The sequence below is a fragment of the Haloarcula sp. KBTZ06 genome (genome assembly GCF_048595605.1).
In the GTDB taxonomy this organism is placed as follows: domain Archaea; phylum Halobacteriota; class Halobacteria; order Halobacteriales; family Haloarculaceae; genus Haloarcula; species Haloarcula hispanica.
The window spans coordinates 1,982,202-1,997,331 of record NZ_CP184337.1 but is presented as its reverse complement, the minus strand read 5'-3'; the positions used below and the strand labels follow the sequence as shown (position 1 = coordinate 1,997,331).

The 15,130-nt window shown below is 63.7% G+C and carries 25 protein-coding genes and 1 tRNA gene; 24 read left to right on the top strand and 2 right to left on the bottom strand.

Annotated elements, in window-relative coordinates:
* Positions 1-341: 341 nt before the first annotated feature.
* The gene (locus ACNO8S_RS10415) at positions 342-1,745 is read right to left on the bottom strand and encodes a hybrid sensor histidine kinase/response regulator (protein WP_129755374.1); all 1,404 of its coding nucleotides are present in this window, start codon (positions 1,743-1,745) and stop codon (positions 342-344) included.
* Positions 1,746-2,028: 283 nt separating this feature from the next.
* Positions 2,029-2,100: transfer RNA gene (locus ACNO8S_RS10410), tRNA-Gly, on the bottom strand.
* Between the two features lie 349 nt (positions 2,101-2,449).
* Here ACNO8S_RS10410 and ACNO8S_RS10405 point away from each other — a divergent pair.
* Genes ACNO8S_RS10405 through ACNO8S_RS10290 form a run of 24 tightly spaced genes read left to right on the top strand, consistent with a single transcriptional unit; the run spans position 2,450 to position 15,127 of the window.
* On the top strand, positions 2,450-3,295 hold the full coding sequence (locus tag ACNO8S_RS10405; protein WP_004957426.1) for a putative RNA uridine N3 methyltransferase: 846 nt from the start codon (positions 2,450-2,452) through the stop codon (positions 3,293-3,295).
* 4 nt (positions 3,296-3,299) lie between these two features.
* Entirely contained in the window at positions 3,300-4,316 is a 1,017-nt protein-coding gene (gene rpl3p, locus ACNO8S_RS10400; RefSeq protein ID WP_008312890.1) for a 50S ribosomal protein L3, read from the top strand.
* Positions 4,317-4,319: 3 nt separating this feature from the next.
* Positions 4,320-5,060 (top strand): 50S ribosomal protein L4, encoded by a 741-nt coding sequence (gene rpl4p, locus ACNO8S_RS10395; protein WP_121303386.1) that lies wholly within the window; start codon positions 4,320-4,322, stop codon positions 5,058-5,060.
* On the top strand, positions 5,057-5,314 hold the full coding sequence (locus ACNO8S_RS10390) for a 50S ribosomal protein L23 (protein WP_004591553.1): 258 nt from the start codon (positions 5,057-5,059) through the stop codon (positions 5,312-5,314). The genes rpl4p and ACNO8S_RS10390 overlap by 4 nt, the downstream gene beginning before the upstream one ends.
* Before the next feature lie 2 nt (positions 5,315-5,316).
* Positions 5,317-6,039, top strand: a complete 723-nt coding sequence (locus ACNO8S_RS10385) for a 50S ribosomal protein L2 (RefSeq protein WP_004957415.1) — start codon at positions 5,317-5,319, stop codon at positions 6,037-6,039.
* Entirely contained in the window at positions 6,036-6,458 is a 423-nt protein-coding gene (locus ACNO8S_RS10380) for a 30S ribosomal protein S19 (protein WP_004516967.1), read from the top strand. Before ACNO8S_RS10385 ends, ACNO8S_RS10380 begins: the two co-directional genes overlap by 4 nt.
* A gap of 2 nt (positions 6,459-6,460) precedes the next feature.
* Positions 6,461-6,928 carry a 50S ribosomal protein L22 gene (locus ACNO8S_RS10375; RefSeq protein ID WP_008312913.1) on the top strand — a complete coding sequence of 156 codons (468 nt, stop codon included), beginning with the start codon at positions 6,461-6,463 and terminating at the stop codon, positions 6,926-6,928.
* A complete protein-coding gene (locus ACNO8S_RS10370) occupies positions 6,928-7,842 on the top strand; it encodes a 30S ribosomal protein S3 (protein WP_014040874.1) in 915 nt (304 codons plus the stop codon). The genes ACNO8S_RS10375 and ACNO8S_RS10370 overlap by 1 nt, the downstream gene beginning before the upstream one ends.
* Positions 7,839-8,054 (top strand): 50S ribosomal protein L29, encoded by a 216-nt coding sequence (gene rpmC, locus ACNO8S_RS10365; protein WP_004516964.1) that lies wholly within the window; start codon positions 7,839-7,841, stop codon positions 8,052-8,054. The genes ACNO8S_RS10370 and rpmC overlap by 4 nt, the downstream gene beginning before the upstream one ends.
* Positions 8,054-8,338, top strand: a complete 285-nt coding sequence (locus ACNO8S_RS10360; RefSeq protein ID WP_420181875.1) for a ribonuclease P protein component 1 — start codon at positions 8,054-8,056, stop codon at positions 8,336-8,338. Before rpmC ends, ACNO8S_RS10360 begins: the two co-directional genes overlap by 1 nt.
* Complete coding sequence (locus ACNO8S_RS10355; RefSeq protein WP_008312918.1) at positions 8,329-8,682, top strand: 30S ribosomal protein S17; 354 nt, start codon at positions 8,329-8,331, stop codon at positions 8,680-8,682. The genes ACNO8S_RS10360 and ACNO8S_RS10355 overlap by 10 nt, the downstream gene beginning before the upstream one ends.
* The gene (locus ACNO8S_RS10350) at positions 8,682-9,080 is read left to right on the top strand and encodes a 50S ribosomal protein L14 (RefSeq protein WP_004516961.1); all 399 of its coding nucleotides are present in this window, start codon (positions 8,682-8,684) and stop codon (positions 9,078-9,080) included. The genes ACNO8S_RS10355 and ACNO8S_RS10350 overlap by 1 nt, the downstream gene beginning before the upstream one ends.
* 4 nt (positions 9,081-9,084) lie before the next feature.
* Positions 9,085-9,447, top strand: coding sequence for a 50S ribosomal protein L24 (gene rplX, locus ACNO8S_RS10345; RefSeq protein WP_050036840.1), 363 nt, complete (start codon positions 9,085-9,087; stop codon positions 9,445-9,447).
* Complete coding sequence (locus ACNO8S_RS10340) at positions 9,444-10,148, top strand: 30S ribosomal protein S4e (protein ID WP_023843358.1); 705 nt, start codon at positions 9,444-9,446, stop codon at positions 10,146-10,148. Before rplX ends, ACNO8S_RS10340 begins: the two co-directional genes overlap by 4 nt.
* Positions 10,145-10,678, top strand: coding sequence for a 50S ribosomal protein L5 (locus tag ACNO8S_RS10335; protein WP_004591562.1), 534 nt, complete (start codon positions 10,145-10,147; stop codon positions 10,676-10,678). Before ACNO8S_RS10340 ends, ACNO8S_RS10335 begins: the two co-directional genes overlap by 4 nt.
* Positions 10,675-10,860 carry a 30S ribosomal protein S14 gene (locus ACNO8S_RS10330; RefSeq protein ID WP_004591563.1) on the top strand — a complete coding sequence of 62 codons (186 nt, stop codon included), beginning with the start codon at positions 10,675-10,677 and terminating at the stop codon, positions 10,858-10,860. The genes ACNO8S_RS10335 and ACNO8S_RS10330 overlap by 4 nt, the downstream gene beginning before the upstream one ends.
* Positions 10,861-10,862: 2 nt before the next feature.
* Positions 10,863-11,255 (top strand): 30S ribosomal protein S8, encoded by a 393-nt coding sequence (locus ACNO8S_RS10325; protein WP_004516956.1) that lies wholly within the window; start codon positions 10,863-10,865, stop codon positions 11,253-11,255.
* Positions 11,256-11,257: 2 nt separating this feature from the next.
* On the top strand, positions 11,258-11,794 hold the full coding sequence (locus ACNO8S_RS10320) for a 50S ribosomal protein L6 (protein WP_004591564.1): 537 nt from the start codon (positions 11,258-11,260) through the stop codon (positions 11,792-11,794).
* Entirely contained in the window at positions 11,794-12,519 is a 726-nt protein-coding gene (locus tag ACNO8S_RS10315; protein ID WP_420181874.1) for a 50S ribosomal protein L32e, read from the top strand. The genes ACNO8S_RS10320 and ACNO8S_RS10315 overlap by 1 nt, the downstream gene beginning before the upstream one ends.
* Positions 12,519-12,968, top strand: coding sequence for a 50S ribosomal protein L19e (locus ACNO8S_RS10310; protein ID WP_191449873.1), 450 nt, complete (start codon positions 12,519-12,521; stop codon positions 12,966-12,968). The genes ACNO8S_RS10315 and ACNO8S_RS10310 overlap by 1 nt, the downstream gene beginning before the upstream one ends.
* Positions 12,968-13,531, top strand: a complete 564-nt coding sequence (locus ACNO8S_RS10305; protein WP_023843357.1) for a 50S ribosomal protein L18 — start codon at positions 12,968-12,970, stop codon at positions 13,529-13,531. The genes ACNO8S_RS10310 and ACNO8S_RS10305 overlap by 1 nt, the downstream gene beginning before the upstream one ends.
* Positions 13,528-14,166, top strand: a complete 639-nt coding sequence (locus ACNO8S_RS10300) for a 30S ribosomal protein S5 (RefSeq protein ID WP_004957374.1) — start codon at positions 13,528-13,530, stop codon at positions 14,164-14,166. The genes ACNO8S_RS10305 and ACNO8S_RS10300 overlap by 4 nt, the downstream gene beginning before the upstream one ends.
* Positions 14,166-14,630, top strand: coding sequence for a 50S ribosomal protein L30 (gene rpmD / locus ACNO8S_RS10295; protein ID WP_050036837.1), 465 nt, complete (start codon positions 14,166-14,168; stop codon positions 14,628-14,630). The genes ACNO8S_RS10300 and rpmD overlap by 1 nt, the downstream gene beginning before the upstream one ends.
* Complete coding sequence (locus tag ACNO8S_RS10290) at positions 14,630-15,127, top strand: uL15m family ribosomal protein (RefSeq protein WP_008312927.1); 498 nt, start codon at positions 14,630-14,632, stop codon at positions 15,125-15,127. Before rpmD ends, ACNO8S_RS10290 begins: the two co-directional genes overlap by 1 nt.
* Positions 15,128-15,130 lie beyond the last annotated feature (3 nt).

Here is a 15,130-nt window from a genome sequence, read left to right as displayed (position 1 = left end):
ACTGACGATGGGACAACAAATAATGGTACTCCATACTCAAAACGGCACCCGACCTCCTCAGAACAGCTGACCGAAATAACAGGGTCTCGGCTGGCACGATGCACCCTCTGGTGGACAGCTCTCCCGCGACGGCACGTAATAGGTCGTCGAACCGGAACGACGACTGACGGGTGTGTACGAAGGGCTACGCGACCCCATGCGACAGGTTCCTTCCAATTCGGGACAGAGAAGTACGCTGTGTGAATTCGCCGCTACTCGTCAGGCACTGACACTGTCGATTTCGATAGCATAACAACGAGTGGCACCTGTGGGACGAATCCGCCACGTAGGGCATTACAGAATCAGAGAGAAATGTCGAAGCGTGCCCCGCCGTCGCGGCCCTCACTGATGGTGATTTCCCAGCCGTGGGCGGTGACGATGTCCGTGACAATAGAGAGTCCGAATCCGGACCCGTCGTTGCTCGTCGTGTACCCGTGTTCAAGAACAGTCGTCCGGTCCTCTGGGGGGATGCCGCGGCCGTCATCTTCGATATAGAAGCCCGAAAGCTCAGTTTCGTCCGCATCGTCGAGTGTCCCCACTCGAATAGTCAGCGGCGTGTCGTTGTGGTCGAACGCGTTCCGAAAGAGATTCTCGAAAACCTGTAGCAGGCGGTCACGGTCTGTCTCAACCGCGACATCTCTTGTAAGGTTCAGTTCGAGCGTCCCGCCGTCTGTCTGGGTGTGTTCCCACGCGTCCTCAGCGACGGCAGCGAGTGCGACCCGAGACAAGTCGGTGATGCTCTCGCCCACACGAGCGAGTGTCAGCAATTCGTCTATCATCGTTTCCATCCGGTCGAGGTTCCTCTCCATCGTCTCGACGTGCTCCGTGGGCGCATCATCTCGGACGAAATCCACTCTGGCCCTCGTAACCATCAACGGGTTCCGGAGGTCATGCGAGACGACGCTCGCGAACTTGTCCAGTTTCTCGTTGGACTGTTCGAGCTCTCGCTTTGTCTTTTTGAGTTTCTGCTCGTCGTGTTTCTGCTGTGTAATTTCTCTGGAGATGAACTGGACAGTGTTTGTGTCCCCAGTCTCGCTGAGCGGCGTGACAATGTTGTGAAAGTGACGTACCCCAATGGAATCCTGAAACGTCACCGCGCTCCCGGCGGTAATGGCGCGTTGACCGTATTCGAGGCGGTCGGACGCTATTTCGGCCGGGAGTGCGTCCGACAACTGCGAGTCGATGAGTTCCGGGCGCGTGGTATCGTGTGCCCGCGCCATCGACTTGTTCGCTGCACGGATTCGTCCGTCGGTGGAGACCTCCACGATTTCGTCCGGTGTATTGTCGACCAGTTTCTCGTACTTCTGTTGTGCACGGTGTTGCCCGACAACGTTGCGTATCCGCGTGGCGAGCAACTGGAGTCGTTCTCCGTCTATGATTTTCTTCTTCTGAAGGTAATCATCGACACCGGTCCCGATTGCGTCACTGGCTACGTCCTCCCCGCCTTGCCCGGTTAGTAGAATAAACGGTATGTCAAACTCCTCACTCACCTCGGTACACAGCTCCAGCCCGTCCATGCCTGGCATCTTGTAGTCGCTGACGACACAGTCGACACGCTGCTCTCGTAACGACGCAAGCGCTTCCTGCCCTGTACTTGCCGTTTTGGTGGTGAAGCCGTGTGCGTCACTGAGCTTTTCCGACGCTATCTCGACAAAGAAATCACTGTCATCAACGACGAGTACACTGATATCCCCAGCAGACTCCATCGTACCCTCTAACTGGCTTGCAGACTGTTAACTGCCGGGTTTTGTTGCGGATAGATGATAACTCTACACAGTGAGAACTCGGACGCACAAATGGTGAGGCCCACGAAACGGTGGTTGCTGACAGACATTCACTGAGGGAACTGGACGGAAAAACAGACCCGTGTCCTCACTCGCTACGCTTGTTGTGGGCGCTGCGACTGGCAGGGCTCAAATACAGTGCGATTACAGCATCCAGTACGCGGCGCGATAAAACGCACCGCTCAGGAGTTTGGATGAAGAGAAATGCGCTGGCTGGGATTTGAACCCAGGTTGTGACCATGGCAAGGTCACGTGATACCAACTACACTACCAGCGCTCGCTTCGTTCTGCACTGACCCTCACGGCCGTCGGCCGCTCGGTACCAGCGCGCAACGCCTCGTTGCAATCAAATCTGGCGGGGGTGAGAGTAAAAAGCCTTCCGTTTTCCGGGGAAAACCATGGGAAGTGAGGGCAATCGCCGCCCCGTCTGAGAGCCGTATCGTGTGATGACTTCACGGGGCATGGCCTTTCGGAAGCGGCAATCCAGTGAACGGTCCCATCGGTCCCGAACCGGCATGACGGACCATGTGAACGCGACGCATCGCGAACGCGAAACGGGGCCTTTTTAAGCCCGGGAAGGGGAGATATCGGCACAGTCTAGTGGCGCGACGTGGAAGCGTCACGGCATGACGACCAGCGTACTCGTGCCGTCTTCCCTCGCACGGGAAGCCGAAGACAGACGCGAGGCAACTCGCAAGCTCGGTTACGTGGCCCGCGCGGCCGCGGTCTACCGGGTTGATCGGCTGACAGTGTACCCCGACCCTGACGGGGCGGGCAAGTGGGAAGACGGGTTCGTCGAAACCGTGCTGCGGTACGCCGCGACGCCCCCGCACCTCCGAAAGGAGATGTGGGGTAAGCGGGACGAACTGGAGTACGTCGGCGTCCTGCCGCCGCTCCGCGTGCGTTCACAGACCGGCTCCGGATCTGAGGGTTCGGGGTCGTTAAGACAGGGAATCGTGACCGAGGTCGGAGCTGATGGGCGCGTCCGGGTCAATTGCGGCATGCAACACCCGATCTCCCTTCCCGTCCCAGCGGATATGGACGTGGAACAGGGGGAGCGCGTGACCGTCAGGGTCTCTTCGCGACGGCCGGTCCGGGCGAAACTCGTCGACGCCCCCACAACGGGATTCGACGTTGTCGCCGCGGACCTCGATGCGGCACTCTCGCGCGACGATGCCGGGCTCACTATCGCGTCCTCGCGATACGGCGAGCCGGTAACGTCGACCCGTCTCGGCCAGTTGGCCGAGCGGCGCGACGCCGAGGGCGGCATGACCGTCGCCTTCGGGGCACCCGAGCGCGGGTTACCGTCGATACTCGACGTTGCCCCGGACGCCGTCGGGGGAGACCAGACGAGCGACGAACCAGAAGGGTTCGACCTCTGGCTGAATACGGTTCCGAACCAGGGCAGTGAGGTCGTGCGAACGGAAGAAGCTCTGTTCGCCTCCCTCACCTGTCTAACCCTCACGGAGTAAACGAATGCCACAACCAAGCAGACCACGCAAAGGCTCGCTGGGCTTCGGCCCGCGCAAGCGCTCGACGAGCGAGACGCCTCGCTTCAACAGCTGGCCGTCTGACGACGGGCAGCCGGGCGTCCAAGGGTTCGCCGGCTACAAGGCAGGCATGACACACGTCGTGCTCGTCAACGACGAACCCAACTCCCCCCGCGAGGGGATGGAGGAGACTGTCCCGGTGACAGTCATCGAGACGCCGCCGATGCGCGCCGTCGCCCTGCGAGCGTACGAAGACACGCCGTACGGTCAGCGTCCGCTGACGGAAGTCTGGACCGACGAGTTCCACTCGGAACTCGACCGGACCCTGGACGTTCCGGAGGACCACGATCCGGACGCTGCTGAGGAACAGGTACGAGACGCACTCGAGGCCGGTGACCTCGGGGACGTGCGACTCATTACGCACACCGTCCCCGACGCCGTCCCGAGCGTCCCGAAGAAAAAGCCCGACGTGATGGAGACTCGCGTCGGCGGTGGGTCCGTTTCGGACCGCCTCGACCACGCCCTCGACCTCGTTGAGGACGGTGGCGAACACGCCATGAACGACATCTTCCGCGCCGGCGAGTACGCCGACGTGGCCGGTGTCACGAAAGGCAAAGGGACGCAGGGTCCCGTCAAGCGATGGGGCGTCCAGAAGCGGAAAGGCAAGCACGCCCGCCAGGGATGGCGCCGACGGATCGGCAACCTCGGTCCGTGGAACCCGTCCCGTGTGCGCTCGACGGTCCCCCAGCAGGGGCAGACCGGCTACCACCAGCGCACCGAGCTCAACAAGCGCCTCATCGACATCGGCGACGGCGACGAACCGACCGTCGATGGCGGCTTCGTCAACTACGGCGAAGTCGATGGGCCGTACACGCTCGTGAAGGGCTCCGTACCCGGTCCGGACAAGCGCCTGGTGCGCTTCCGGCCCGCGGTGCGTCCGAACGACCAGCCGCGCCTCGACCCCGAGGTGCGCTACGTCTCCAACGAATCGAACCAGGGATAACCTATGCAGGCAACAATCTACGACCTGGACGGCAACACAGACGGCGAGGTCGACCTGCCGGACGTCTTCGAGACGCCGGTTCGGTCCGACCTCATCGGCAAAGCTGTACGTGCCGCACAGGCCAACCGAAAGCAGGACTACGGGTCCGACGAGTACGCCGGCCTCCGAACGCCGGCCGAGTCCTTCGGTAGCGGCCGCGGCCAGGCACACGTCCCGAAGCAGGACGGCCGTGCCCGCCGCGTCCCGCAGGCGGTCAAGGGGCGAAGCGCCCACCCGCCGAAAGCCGAGAAGGACCGCTCGCTCGACCTCAACGACAAGGAACGGCAGCTGGCCGTTCGCTCGGCGCTGGCCGCGACGGCCGACGCCGACCTCGTCGCCGACCGCGGCCACGAGTTCGACCGTGACGAAGTGCCCGTCGTCGTCTCCGACGACTTCGAGGACCTCGTCAAGACGCAGGAAGTCGTCTCGCTGCTGGAGGCGCTCGACGTCCACGCGGACATCGACCGCGCCGACGAGACGAAGATCAAGGCTGGACAGGGTTCGGCCCGTGGACGGAAGTACCGTCGTCCCGCCTCGATCCTCTTCGTGACCAGCGACGAGCCGTCGACGGCCGCCCGCAACCTCGCGGGCGCCGACGTGGCGACCGCAAGCGAGGTCAACACGGAAGACCTCGCGCCCGGCGGCGCGCCCGGTCGACTCACCGTCTTCACGGAATCCGCACTCGCGGAGGTGGCCGAGCGATGAGCTGGGATGTCATCAAACACCCACACGTCACCGAGAAGGCCATGAACGACATGGACTTCCAGAACAAGCTCCAGTTCGCCGTCGACGACCGCGCCTCCAAGGGCGAAGTCGCCGACGCCGTCGAGGAGCAGTACGACGTGACAGTCGAACAGGTCAACACGCAGAACACGATGGACGGCGAGAAGAAGGCCGTCGTTCGCCTCTCTGAGGACGACGACGCCCAGGAAGTCGCCTCCAGAATTGGGGTGTTCTAACGATGGGACGACGAATCCAAGGACAACGGCGCGGCCGCGGGACCTCCACGTTCCGTGCTCCGTCGCACCGTTACAAGGCTGATCTGGAGCACCGCAAGGTCGAGGACGGCGACGTCATCGCCGGCACGGTCGTCGACATTGAGCACGACCCTGCCCGCTCGGCTCCGGTCGCTGCCGTCGAGTTCGAAGACGGCGACCGACGACTTATTCTCGCGCCGGAAGGCGTCGGGGTAGGCGACGAGCTACAGGTCGGCGTCAGCGCCGAGATCGCACCCGGGAACACGCTCCCGCTGGCCGAGATCCCAGAGGGGGTCCCGGTGTGCAACGTCGAATCCAGCCCCGGTGACGGTGGGAAGTTCGCCCGCGCGTCGGGTGTCAACGCCCAGCTGCTCACCCACGACCGCAACGTCGCGGTCGTCAAGCTCCCCTCCGGGGAGATGAAGCGGCTTGACCCGCAGTGTCGTGCTACCATCGGCGTCGTCGCCGGTGGCGGCCGAACTGACAAGCCGTTCGTGAAGGCTGGCAACAAGCATCACAAGATGAAAGCGCGAGGGACGAAGTGGCCCAACGTCCGCGGTGTGGCGATGAACGCCGTCGACCACCCGTTCGGTGGCGGCGGCCGCCAGCACCCCGGCAAGCCCAAGTCCATCTCGCGGAACGCCCCGCCTGGCCGTAAGGTCGGGGACATCGCCTCGAAGCGAACTGGTCGAGGTGGCAACGAATGAGCTCAGAATATCAAATCGGCCACGAAGGAGAGTTCTCCTTCCGCGGCCACACGCTCGACGAGCTGCAGGAGATGGAGCTCGAGGAAGTCGCGGAACTGCTCCCCGCTCGACAGCGGCGAAGTATCGTACGCGGCCTGACCGAGGAGAAACACAAGCTCCTCGAGAAGGCCCGCGAGGCCGGCGAAGAGGAGACAGCCAACGACCCGATCCGGACGCACCTGCGCGACATGCCGGTGGTCCCGGAGATGGTCGGGCTGACCTTCGCCGTCCACGACGGCCAGAACTTCGAGCGTGTCAAAGTCGAGCCCGAGATGCTCGGCCACTACCTCGGTGAGTTCCAGCTCACCCGGAGTAGTGTCGAACACGGTCAGGCCGGTATCGGAGCGACACGCTCCTCGAAGTTCGTACCGCTCAAATAATCATGGGAATCAGTTACTCAGTCGAAGCCGACCCGGACACGACGGCCAAAGCGATGCTCCGGGAGCGGCAGATGAGCTTCAAGCACAGCAAGGCCATCGCCCGCGAGATCAAGGGCAAAACGGCCGGCGAGGCTGTCGACTACCTCGACGCGGTTATCGAGGGCGACCAGCCCGTTCCGTTCAAACAGCACAACTCGGGCGTCGGCCACAAAAGCAAGGTCGACGGCTGGGACGCCGGGCGATACCCGGAGAAGGCCAGCAAGGCCTTCCTCGACCTGCTCGAGAACGCGGTCGGCAACGCCGACCACCAGGGCTTCGACGGTGAGGCCATGACGATCACGCACGTCGCCGCCCACAAGGTCGGCGAGCAGCAGGGTCGCAAGCCCCGCGCGATGGGGCGTGCCTCGGCGTGGAACAGCCCGCAGGTCGACGTCGAACTCATCCTCGAAGAGCCGGAGGTCGAAGACTAATGGCCGACGAACAACAGTTCATCGAGGACGGACTCCAGCGGACCCAGATAGACGAGTTCTTCGCAGAAGAACTCGGTCGCGCTGGCTACGGCGGCATGGACGTCGCCAAGACGCCGATGGGAACCCAGATCGTGCTCAAAGCCGAGAAGCCAGGGATGGTCATCGGCAAGGGCGGGAAGAACATCCGGAAGATCACGACGGAACTCGAGGACCGATTCAACCTCGACGACCCGCAAGTCGACGTGCAGGAAGTCGACGAGCCGGACCTCAACGCCCGCATCGTCGCGGACCGACTGGCCAACGCACTCGAGCGTGGCTGGTACTTCCGCAAAGCGGGCCACACCACCATCGACCGCATCATGGAGTCGGGCGCACTCGGTGCAGAGATCGTCCTCTCCGGGAAGGTCACCGGTGCACGCTCGCGCGTGGAGAAGTTCAACCGCGGCTACGTCAAGCACAACGGCGAGCCCGCGGAGGAGATCGTCGACAGCGGTGTCGGCGTCGCCGTGATGAAGCTCGGTACCATCGGGGTCCGAGTCAAGATCATCCCGCCGGACGCGGAGCTCCCCGACGACTTCGAGATCTACGAGGATGTCGACGTCGAGGACTACGTGGCCGACACCGACGGCGAGTCGGTCGAGGAACTCCTCGAAGGCGAGCCCGAAGACAGCGAGACGGCCGAGGAACTCGAGGAAGACGTGGCCGCCGGGGCCGACGACGCCGAGGCTGACGAGGAGTTCGTCGACGAGGAGATCGTCGAGGAAGACGTCGAAGTCCCGACTGACGACGACGTCGAGGACGTCGACGTCGACGAACTCGAAGACGCTGTCGACGAGGAACTCGACGAGGACGTCGAGGCGGAAGCCGAAGAGCTGATGGACGAAATGGACGACGAGGAGGCTGACGACGAATGACCGTCCTGCACGTCCAGGAGATTCGGGACATGACGCCCGCCGAACGCGAGGCGGAACTCGACGACCTGAAGACCGAACTGCTGAACGCCCGGGCCGTGCAGGCCGCGGGTGGTGCGCCGGAGAACCCCGGCCGCATCAAGGAGCTGCGGAAGGCCATCGCCCGCATCAAGACGATTCAGGGCGAAGAAGGCGACCTGCAGGAGAACGAATAATGCCACTGACACCCGAGACGCTCCCACGACACGAACTCGTCGGCCTCGACTGCGAGGTCGTCGCGGCGTCCAACCCGGCCGCCGTCGGTATCCGCGGAACTGTCGTCATGGAGACGACACAGATGCTGACAATCGAGGGGGCCGACCGGGTGTGGCACGTGCCGAAGGACAGCGCGACCTTTTCGTTCGCCGTCGACGGACAGCGAGTCCGGGTCGACGGGGGCCGACTCGTCGCGCGTCCCGCTCGTCGCACAGAGAACACAGGAGATTCACTATGGCGCTAGGACTGAACGTACAGGAACCGGAGGAGACCTGTGCCGATCAGAACTGCCCGTTCCACGGAGAGCTCTCCGTGCGCGGACAGACACTGAACGGCGAGGTAGCCTCCACTGACATGGAGAAGACCGTTGTCGTCGAGCGCGAGTACGACGTGAAGGTGCCGAAATACGACCGCTTTATGAAGCGGCGGAGCCGCGTTCCGGCTCACGCACCGGACTGTCTCGACCTCGCGGTCGGTGACACGGTCACGATAGCAGAGTGTCGACCGCTCTCGAAAACGAAAAGCCACGTCGTCGTTAGCGCGGGCTCGGACGAGGCCGCGAACGACGAACAGGACGGTGATGCCTGATGGAAGCACTCGGTGCTGACGTCACGCAAGGCCTCGAGAAGGGCTCGCTCATTACGTGTGCGGACAACACGGGAGCGCGCGAACTCAAGGTCATTTCCGTCCACGGCTACTCGGGAACGAAGAACCGCCACCCCAAAGCTGGGCTGGGCGACAAGATCACGGTCTCGGTCACCAAGGGGACGCCCGAAATGCGTCGCCAGGTGCTCGAAGCCGTCGTCGTCCGCCAGCGAAAGCCGATCCGTCGACCCGACGGCACCCGCGTCAAGTTCGAAGACAACGCGGCCGTCATCGTCGACGAGAACGAGGACCCGCGCGGGACCGAGCTGAAAGGTCCTATCGCACGGGAAGTCGCACAGCGATTCGGCAGTGTGGCATCAGCAGCGACGATGATCGTATAGAACCATGAGCAAGCAACCAGACAAACAACGCAAGAGTCAACGACGTGCCCCGCTTCACGAGCGGCACAAGCAGGTCCGGGCGACGCTTTCGGCCGACCTCCGCGAGGAGTACGGCCAGCGCAACGTCCGCGTCAACGCTGGTGACACCGTTGAGGTGCTCCGCGGCGACTTCGCCGGCGAGGAAGGCGAAGTCCTCAAGGTGGACCTCGACAAGGCCGTCATCCACGTCGAAGACGTCACGCTCGAGAAGACGGACGGCGAGGAAGTCCCGCGACCGCTTGACACCTCGAACGTCCGCGTGACGGACCTGGACCTCGAAGACGAGAAGCGCGAGGCGCGTCTCGAATCGGAGGATGATTCCGCATGAGTAACCACCAGAAGCGACTCTCGGTGCCCAACAGTTGGCCCGTAGAGCGCAAGACCGCGACGTTTACGGTGAAAGCCGGCGCCGGCCCGCACGGTGAGGACGGGGTTCCCCTACTCATCGTTCTTCGGGACGTGCTCGGCTACGCCGACAACCGCAAAGAAGCCCGCTACGCCCTCAACGAGGACAACGTCCTCATCAACGGGAAGGCCATCTCCGACGAGGAACGCCCCGTCGGGATGTTCGACATCCTGGCCTTCACCGAGCGCGAGGAGTACTACCGCGTGTTCCCCGGCGAGGGTGGTCGGCTGGCGCTGACCGCAATCGACCCGGACGCGGCCGAGTCCAAGCTCGGTAAAATCGTCACCAAGACCCACGTCTCCGGTGGCGACGTTCAGCTGGGCCTCCACGACGGTGAGACGCTCGTCGTCGAGGACGCCCAGACCTACGACGCTGGCGACTCCATCGTCGTCGGCAACGAGGACGGTGAAATCGTCGCCCACTTCGAGTACGAAGAGGGCGCGCTCGTCACCGCCGTCGACGGCGCCCACGCGGGCGAAGTCGGCGAAATCGAGGAGATTCAGGTGACGCCGGGTTCGGCACAGAACAACGTGATAGTCTCGCAGGATGGCGACGAAGGCTTCGAGACGGTCGAAGAGTACGTCGTCGTCATCGACGAGAACTTCACAGGTGATGACGAATGAGCTCCGAGAGTGAGTCCGGCGGCGACTTCCACGAGATGCGCGAACCGCGTATCGAGAAGGTCGTCGTTCACATGGGTATCGGCCACGGTGGCCGTGACCTCGCCAACGCAGAGGACATCCTCGGGGAAATCACCGGGCAGACGCCGGTACGAACGAAGGCCAAGCGGACTGTCGGCGAGTTCGACATCCGCGAGGGCGATCCCATCGGTGCGAAGGTCACCCTCCGCGATGAGATGGCTGAAGAGTTCCTCCAGACGGCGCTGCCGCTGGCCGAACTGGCGACGAGCCAGTTCGACGACACCGGCAACTTCAGCTTCGGCGTCGAGGAACACACCGAGTTCCCGAGCCAGGAGTACGACCCGAGCATCGGAATCTACGGGCTGGACGTGACGGTCAACCTCGTCCGCCCCGGCTACCGCGTCGCAAAGCGCGACAAGGCGTCACGCTCGATTCCGACGAAGCATCGACTCAACCCGGCGGACGCCGTCGCCTTCATCGAGTCGACCTACGACGTGGAGGTGAGCGAATGAGCGAAAGTGAAACCACAGACGAGCCCGATTCCGAGACGGCATCCAGTGAGCGAACTGGCCAGCTCGAGTCCTGTCAGCGCTGCGGTCGCGAACAGGGACTCGTCGGCAAGTACGACATCTGGCTGTGCCGCCAGTGCTTCCGCGAGATTTCGCGAGGCATGGGCTTCAGGAAGTACAGCTAACAATGACAGGGAACGACCCATTTGCCAACGCACTGTCGGCGCTTAACAACGCCGAAAGCGTCGGGCACCTAGAGCAGACAGTATCGCCCGCTTCGAACGAGATCGGCAGCGTCCTCGAGGTCTTCTACGACCGCGGGTACATCGACGGATTCAGTTTCGTCGACGACGGCAAAGCCGGCGAGTTCGAAGTCGAACTGAAAGGAGCCATCAACGAGTGTGGCCCGGTCAAGCCCCGCTACTCTGCGGGCGCAGACGAGTTCGAGAAATGGGAGAAGCGGTTCCTCCCGGCCCGTGACTACGGGACCCTCGTCGTTACGACCAGCCACGGCATCATGAGCCACTACGAGGCTCGTGAGCAGGGCGTCGGTGGCCAAGTCATCGCGTACGTATACTAACAATGCCACGAGTAGAACTGGAGATTCCGGAGGACGTGGACGCCGAGCAGGACCACCTTGACATCACCGTCGAGGGGGACAACGGCAGCGTCACGCGTCGGCTCTGGTACCCTGACATCGACGTGTCCGTCGACGGCGACACGGTCGTCATCGAATCCGATGAGGACAACGCCAAGACGATGTCGACGATCGGTACCTTCCAGAGCCACATCGAGAACATGTTCCACGGCGTGACCGAGGGCTGGGAGTACGGTATGGAGGTCTTTTACTCTCACTTCCCGATGCAGGTCGACGTCGAGGGTGACGAAGTCGTCATCGAGAACTTCCTGGGCGAGAAGGCCCCCCGCCGCACGACGATCCACGGCGACACGGACGTCGAAATCGACGGTGAGGAGCTGACCATCAGCGGTCCCGACATCGAAGCCGTCGGCCAGACCGCCGCGGACATCGAGCAGCTCACGCGCATCAACGACAAGGACGTGCGCGTGTTCCAGGACGGGGTGTACATCACCCGCAAACCGAACCGAGGTGACGCCTGATGGCGGATAACGAAGAAGACGTCGAAGCAGAGGAAGAGTACACCGAACTGACTGACATCAGCGGCGTCGGCCCGTCCAAGGCGGAGTCGCTCCGCGAGGCCGGCTTCGAATCGGTCGAAGACGTTCGCGGTGCCGACCAGTCCGCGCTCGCCGATGTCAGCGGTATCGGGAACGCGCTGGCGGCCCGAATCAAGGCCGACGTCGGCGGACTCGAAGTCGAGTCCGAGACCGAAGCCGAAGTCGAAGAGGAAGGCGGCGAGGAAGCGCCCGACGAGGACGTGGAGACGGAACTCCAGGCCCGCGGGCTCACCGACAAGACGCCGGACCTCTCCGACGAGGACGCGCGGCTCCTGACCCAGCGACACCGGGTCGGCAAGCCGCAGTTCAACCGCCAGGACCACCACAAGAAAAAGCGCGTCTCGACCTCGTGGCGCAAGCCCCGCGGCCAGCTCTCGAAGCAGCGCCGCGGCATCAAGGGCAAGGGCGACACGGTCGAGGCGGGCTTCCGCTCGCCGACCGCGGTTCGCGGCAAGCATCCGTCCGGCTTCGAGGAGGTTCGCGTGCACAACGTGGACGACCTCGAAGGCGTCGACGGCGACATCCAGGCCGTCCGCATCGCCTCGAAGGTCGGCGCTCGCAAGCGCGAGCGAATCGAAGAGGCAGCCGAGGACGCGGGCATCCGCGTGCTCAACCCCACCTACGTCGAAGTCGAGGTGAGTGAGTGATGACTGATCTCTCCGCACAGAAGCGACTCGCGGCTGACGTCCTCGACGTCGGGAAGAACCGCGTCTGGTTCGACCCCGAGCGACAGGGCGACATCGCCGATGCGATTACCCGCGAGGACGTTCGCGAACTGGTCGATGAGGGCGCCATTCAGGCGAAAGACAAGAAAGGCAACTCCCGCGGACGCGCCCGGGAGCGCCAGAAGAAGCGTGCGTACGGCCACCAGAAGGGAGCCGGTTCCCGGAAGGGCAAGGCAGGCGCACGGCAGAACTCCAAGGAGGACTGGGAGTCACGCATCCGCGCACAGCGGACGAAGCTGCGCGAACTGCGTGACGAGGGAACGCTTTCGAGTTCGCAGTACCGCGACCTGTACGACAAGGCCGGCGGTGGCGAGTTCGATAGCGTTGCCGATCTCGAACGTTACATCGACGCAAACCACGGTGACGCATAATGGCGACAGGACCACGATACAAAGTACCGATGCGGCGACGCCGCGAGGCCAGAACCGATTACCATCAGCGGTTGCGCCTGTTGAAATCCGGTAAGCCACGTCTCGTTGCTCGAAAGAGCAATAAACACGTCAGGGCGCAGCTGGTGACGCTTGGCCCCAACGGCGACGACACTCTCGCGTCCGCTCACTCGAGCGACCTCGCCGAGTACGGCTGGGAGGCCCCGACGGGCAACATGCCCTCGGCCTACCTCACCGGTCTGCTCGCCGGGCTTCGCGCGCAGGAAGCGGGCATCGAGGAGGCAGTGCTCGACATCGGACTCAACAGCCCGACCCCCGGAAGCAAAGTATTCGCAATACAGGAAGGCGCAATCGACGCCGGCCTGGACATTCCGCACAACGACGACGTACTCGCCGACTGGCAGCGCACGCGCGGTGCCCACATCGCCGAGTACGACGAGCAGCTCGAGGAGCCGCTGTACAGCGGTGACTTCGACGCTGCAGACCTCCCGGAGCACTTCGACGAGCTCCGAGAGACCCTACTGGACGGTGACATCGAACTATGAGTGCTAACAACGGATGGGAGCCACGGACACGCCTCGGCAAGCAGGTCGTCGAGGGCGAAATCGACTCCATGCAGGAGGCGCTGAACTCCGGGCTCCCGCTGAAAGAATCGGAAGTCGTCGACCAGCTCGTTCCCGACCTGGAAGACGAAGTGCTGGACATCAACATGGTCCAGCGGATGACAGACTCCGGCCGCCGCGTGAAGTTCCGCTGCGTGGTCGCCGTTGGCAACCGCGACGGCCTCATCGGCTACGCCGAAGGGCGTGACGACCAGGTCGGCGGTGCCATCCAGAAAGCCATCGACATCGCAAAGCTGAACATCATCGACGTCTCCCGCGGCTGCGGGTCCTGGGAGTGTGGCTGTGGCCGTCCGCACACGGTCGCGCTGCGCACCGAGGGCAAGGCCGGGAGCGTCGAAGTCGAGCTGCAGCCGGCCCCGCGCGGGCTGGGCCTCGCGGGCGGAGAGACCGTCCGCAAGGTGCTTGAACTCGCCGGTATCGAGGACATCTGGACACGCAGTAGCGGGAACACGCGCACCACGGTCAACTTCGCGAAGGCGACGTTCAACGCCCTGCAGAACACGGCCGAGGCGCGCGTCCCCGAACGGACCTTCGAGAAACGAGAGGTGATCGAGTGATGCACGCGCTCGTCCAGCTCCGTGGCGAAGTCAACATGCACACCGACATCCAGGACACGCTGGAGATGCTCAACATCCACCACGTGAACCACTGCACGCTCGTCCCCGAGACGGACGCCTACCGCGGCATGGTGACGAAGGTCAACGACTTCGTCGCCTTCGGTGAGCCGAGCCAGGAGACGCTGGAGACAGTCCTGGCGACGCGCGCCGAGCCGCTCGAGGGCGACGCCGACGTGGACGACGAGTGGGTCGCCGAGAACACGGACTACGACGACATCTCCGGGCTCGCGTTCGCGCTCCTCTCCGAGGAGACGACGCTACGCGAGCAGGGACTGTCCCCGACGCTCCGTCTGCACCCGCCCCGTGGCGGCCACGACGGCGTCAAACACCCCGTCAAGGAGGGCGGGCAGCTCGGGAAACACGACACCGAGGGAATCGACGAACTCCTGGAGGCGATGCGATAATGACGAGCAAAAAGAAACGACAGCGTGGCTCGCGCACGCACGGCGGCGGCTCGCACAAGAACCGACGTGGTGCCGGCCACCGCGGTGGTCGCGGTGCCGCAGGCCGTGACAAGCACGAATTCCACAACCACGAACCGCTCGGCAAGAGCGGCTTCAAGCGCCCGCAGAAGGTGCAGGAAGAGGCCGCCACTATCGACGTTCGCGAGATCGACGAGAACGTGACGCTGCTGGCCGCCGACGACGTCGCCGAAGTCGAAGACGGTGGCTTCCGCGTTGATGTCCGTGATGTGGTCGAAGACGCCGACGACGCCGATTACGTGAAGGTACTCGGTGCCGGCCAGGTTCGCCACGAACTCACGCTCATCGCCGACGACTTCTCCGAGGGCGCTCGCGAGAAAGTCGAAGCCGCAGGCGGGAGCGTCGAACTGACCGACCTCGGCCAGGAGCGCCAGGCCGAGGCCGAGACAGACGAAGACGCGGACGCGGACGAGGAATAACGA

Bases quoted from the DNA above. Each gene is read 5' to 3' on its own strand.
- ACNO8S_RS10415 (WP_129755374.1), bottom strand. From the start codon at position 1,745: ATGGAGTCTGCTGGGGATATCAGTGTACTCGTCGTTGATGACAGTGAT.
- ACNO8S_RS10405 (WP_004957426.1), top strand. From the start codon at position 2,450: ATGACGACCAGCGTACTCGTGCCGTCTTCCCTCGCACGGGAAGCCGAA.
- rpl3p (WP_008312890.1), top strand. From the start codon at position 3,300: ATGCCACAACCAAGCAGACCACGCAAAGGCTCGCTGGGCTTCGGCCCG.
- rpl4p (WP_121303386.1), top strand. From the start codon at position 4,320: ATGCAGGCAACAATCTACGACCTGGACGGCAACACAGACGGCGAGGTC.
- ACNO8S_RS10390 (WP_004591553.1), top strand. From the start codon at position 5,057: ATGAGCTGGGATGTCATCAAACACCCACACGTCACCGAGAAGGCCATG.
- ACNO8S_RS10385 (WP_004957415.1), top strand. From the start codon at position 5,317: ATGGGACGACGAATCCAAGGACAACGGCGCGGCCGCGGGACCTCCACG.
- ACNO8S_RS10380 (WP_004516967.1), top strand. From the start codon at position 6,036: ATGAGCTCAGAATATCAAATCGGCCACGAAGGAGAGTTCTCCTTCCGC.
- ACNO8S_RS10375 (WP_008312913.1), top strand. From the start codon at position 6,461: ATGGGAATCAGTTACTCAGTCGAAGCCGACCCGGACACGACGGCCAAA.
- ACNO8S_RS10370 (WP_014040874.1), top strand. From the start codon at position 6,928: ATGGCCGACGAACAACAGTTCATCGAGGACGGACTCCAGCGGACCCAG.
- rpmC (WP_004516964.1), top strand. From the start codon at position 7,839: ATGACCGTCCTGCACGTCCAGGAGATTCGGGACATGACGCCCGCCGAA.
- ACNO8S_RS10360 (WP_420181875.1), top strand. From the start codon at position 8,054: ATGCCACTGACACCCGAGACGCTCCCACGACACGAACTCGTCGGCCTC.
- ACNO8S_RS10355 (WP_008312918.1), top strand. From the start codon at position 8,329: ATGGCGCTAGGACTGAACGTACAGGAACCGGAGGAGACCTGTGCCGAT.
- ACNO8S_RS10350 (WP_004516961.1), top strand. From the start codon at position 8,682: ATGGAAGCACTCGGTGCTGACGTCACGCAAGGCCTCGAGAAGGGCTCG.
- rplX (WP_050036840.1), top strand. From the start codon at position 9,085: ATGAGCAAGCAACCAGACAAACAACGCAAGAGTCAACGACGTGCCCCG.
- ACNO8S_RS10340 (WP_023843358.1), top strand. From the start codon at position 9,444: ATGAGTAACCACCAGAAGCGACTCTCGGTGCCCAACAGTTGGCCCGTA.
- ACNO8S_RS10335 (WP_004591562.1), top strand. From the start codon at position 10,145: ATGAGCTCCGAGAGTGAGTCCGGCGGCGACTTCCACGAGATGCGCGAA.
- ACNO8S_RS10330 (WP_004591563.1), top strand. From the start codon at position 10,675: ATGAGCGAAAGTGAAACCACAGACGAGCCCGATTCCGAGACGGCATCC.
- ACNO8S_RS10325 (WP_004516956.1), top strand. From the start codon at position 10,863: ATGACAGGGAACGACCCATTTGCCAACGCACTGTCGGCGCTTAACAAC.
- ACNO8S_RS10320 (WP_004591564.1), top strand. From the start codon at position 11,258: ATGCCACGAGTAGAACTGGAGATTCCGGAGGACGTGGACGCCGAGCAG.
- ACNO8S_RS10315 (WP_420181874.1), top strand. From the start codon at position 11,794: ATGGCGGATAACGAAGAAGACGTCGAAGCAGAGGAAGAGTACACCGAA.
- ACNO8S_RS10310 (WP_191449873.1), top strand. From the start codon at position 12,519: ATGACTGATCTCTCCGCACAGAAGCGACTCGCGGCTGACGTCCTCGAC.
- ACNO8S_RS10305 (WP_023843357.1), top strand. From the start codon at position 12,968: ATGGCGACAGGACCACGATACAAAGTACCGATGCGGCGACGCCGCGAG.
- ACNO8S_RS10300 (WP_004957374.1), top strand. From the start codon at position 13,528: ATGAGTGCTAACAACGGATGGGAGCCACGGACACGCCTCGGCAAGCAG.
- rpmD (WP_050036837.1), top strand. From the start codon at position 14,166: ATGCACGCGCTCGTCCAGCTCCGTGGCGAAGTCAACATGCACACCGAC.
- ACNO8S_RS10290 (WP_008312927.1), top strand. From the start codon at position 14,630: ATGACGAGCAAAAAGAAACGACAGCGTGGCTCGCGCACGCACGGCGGC.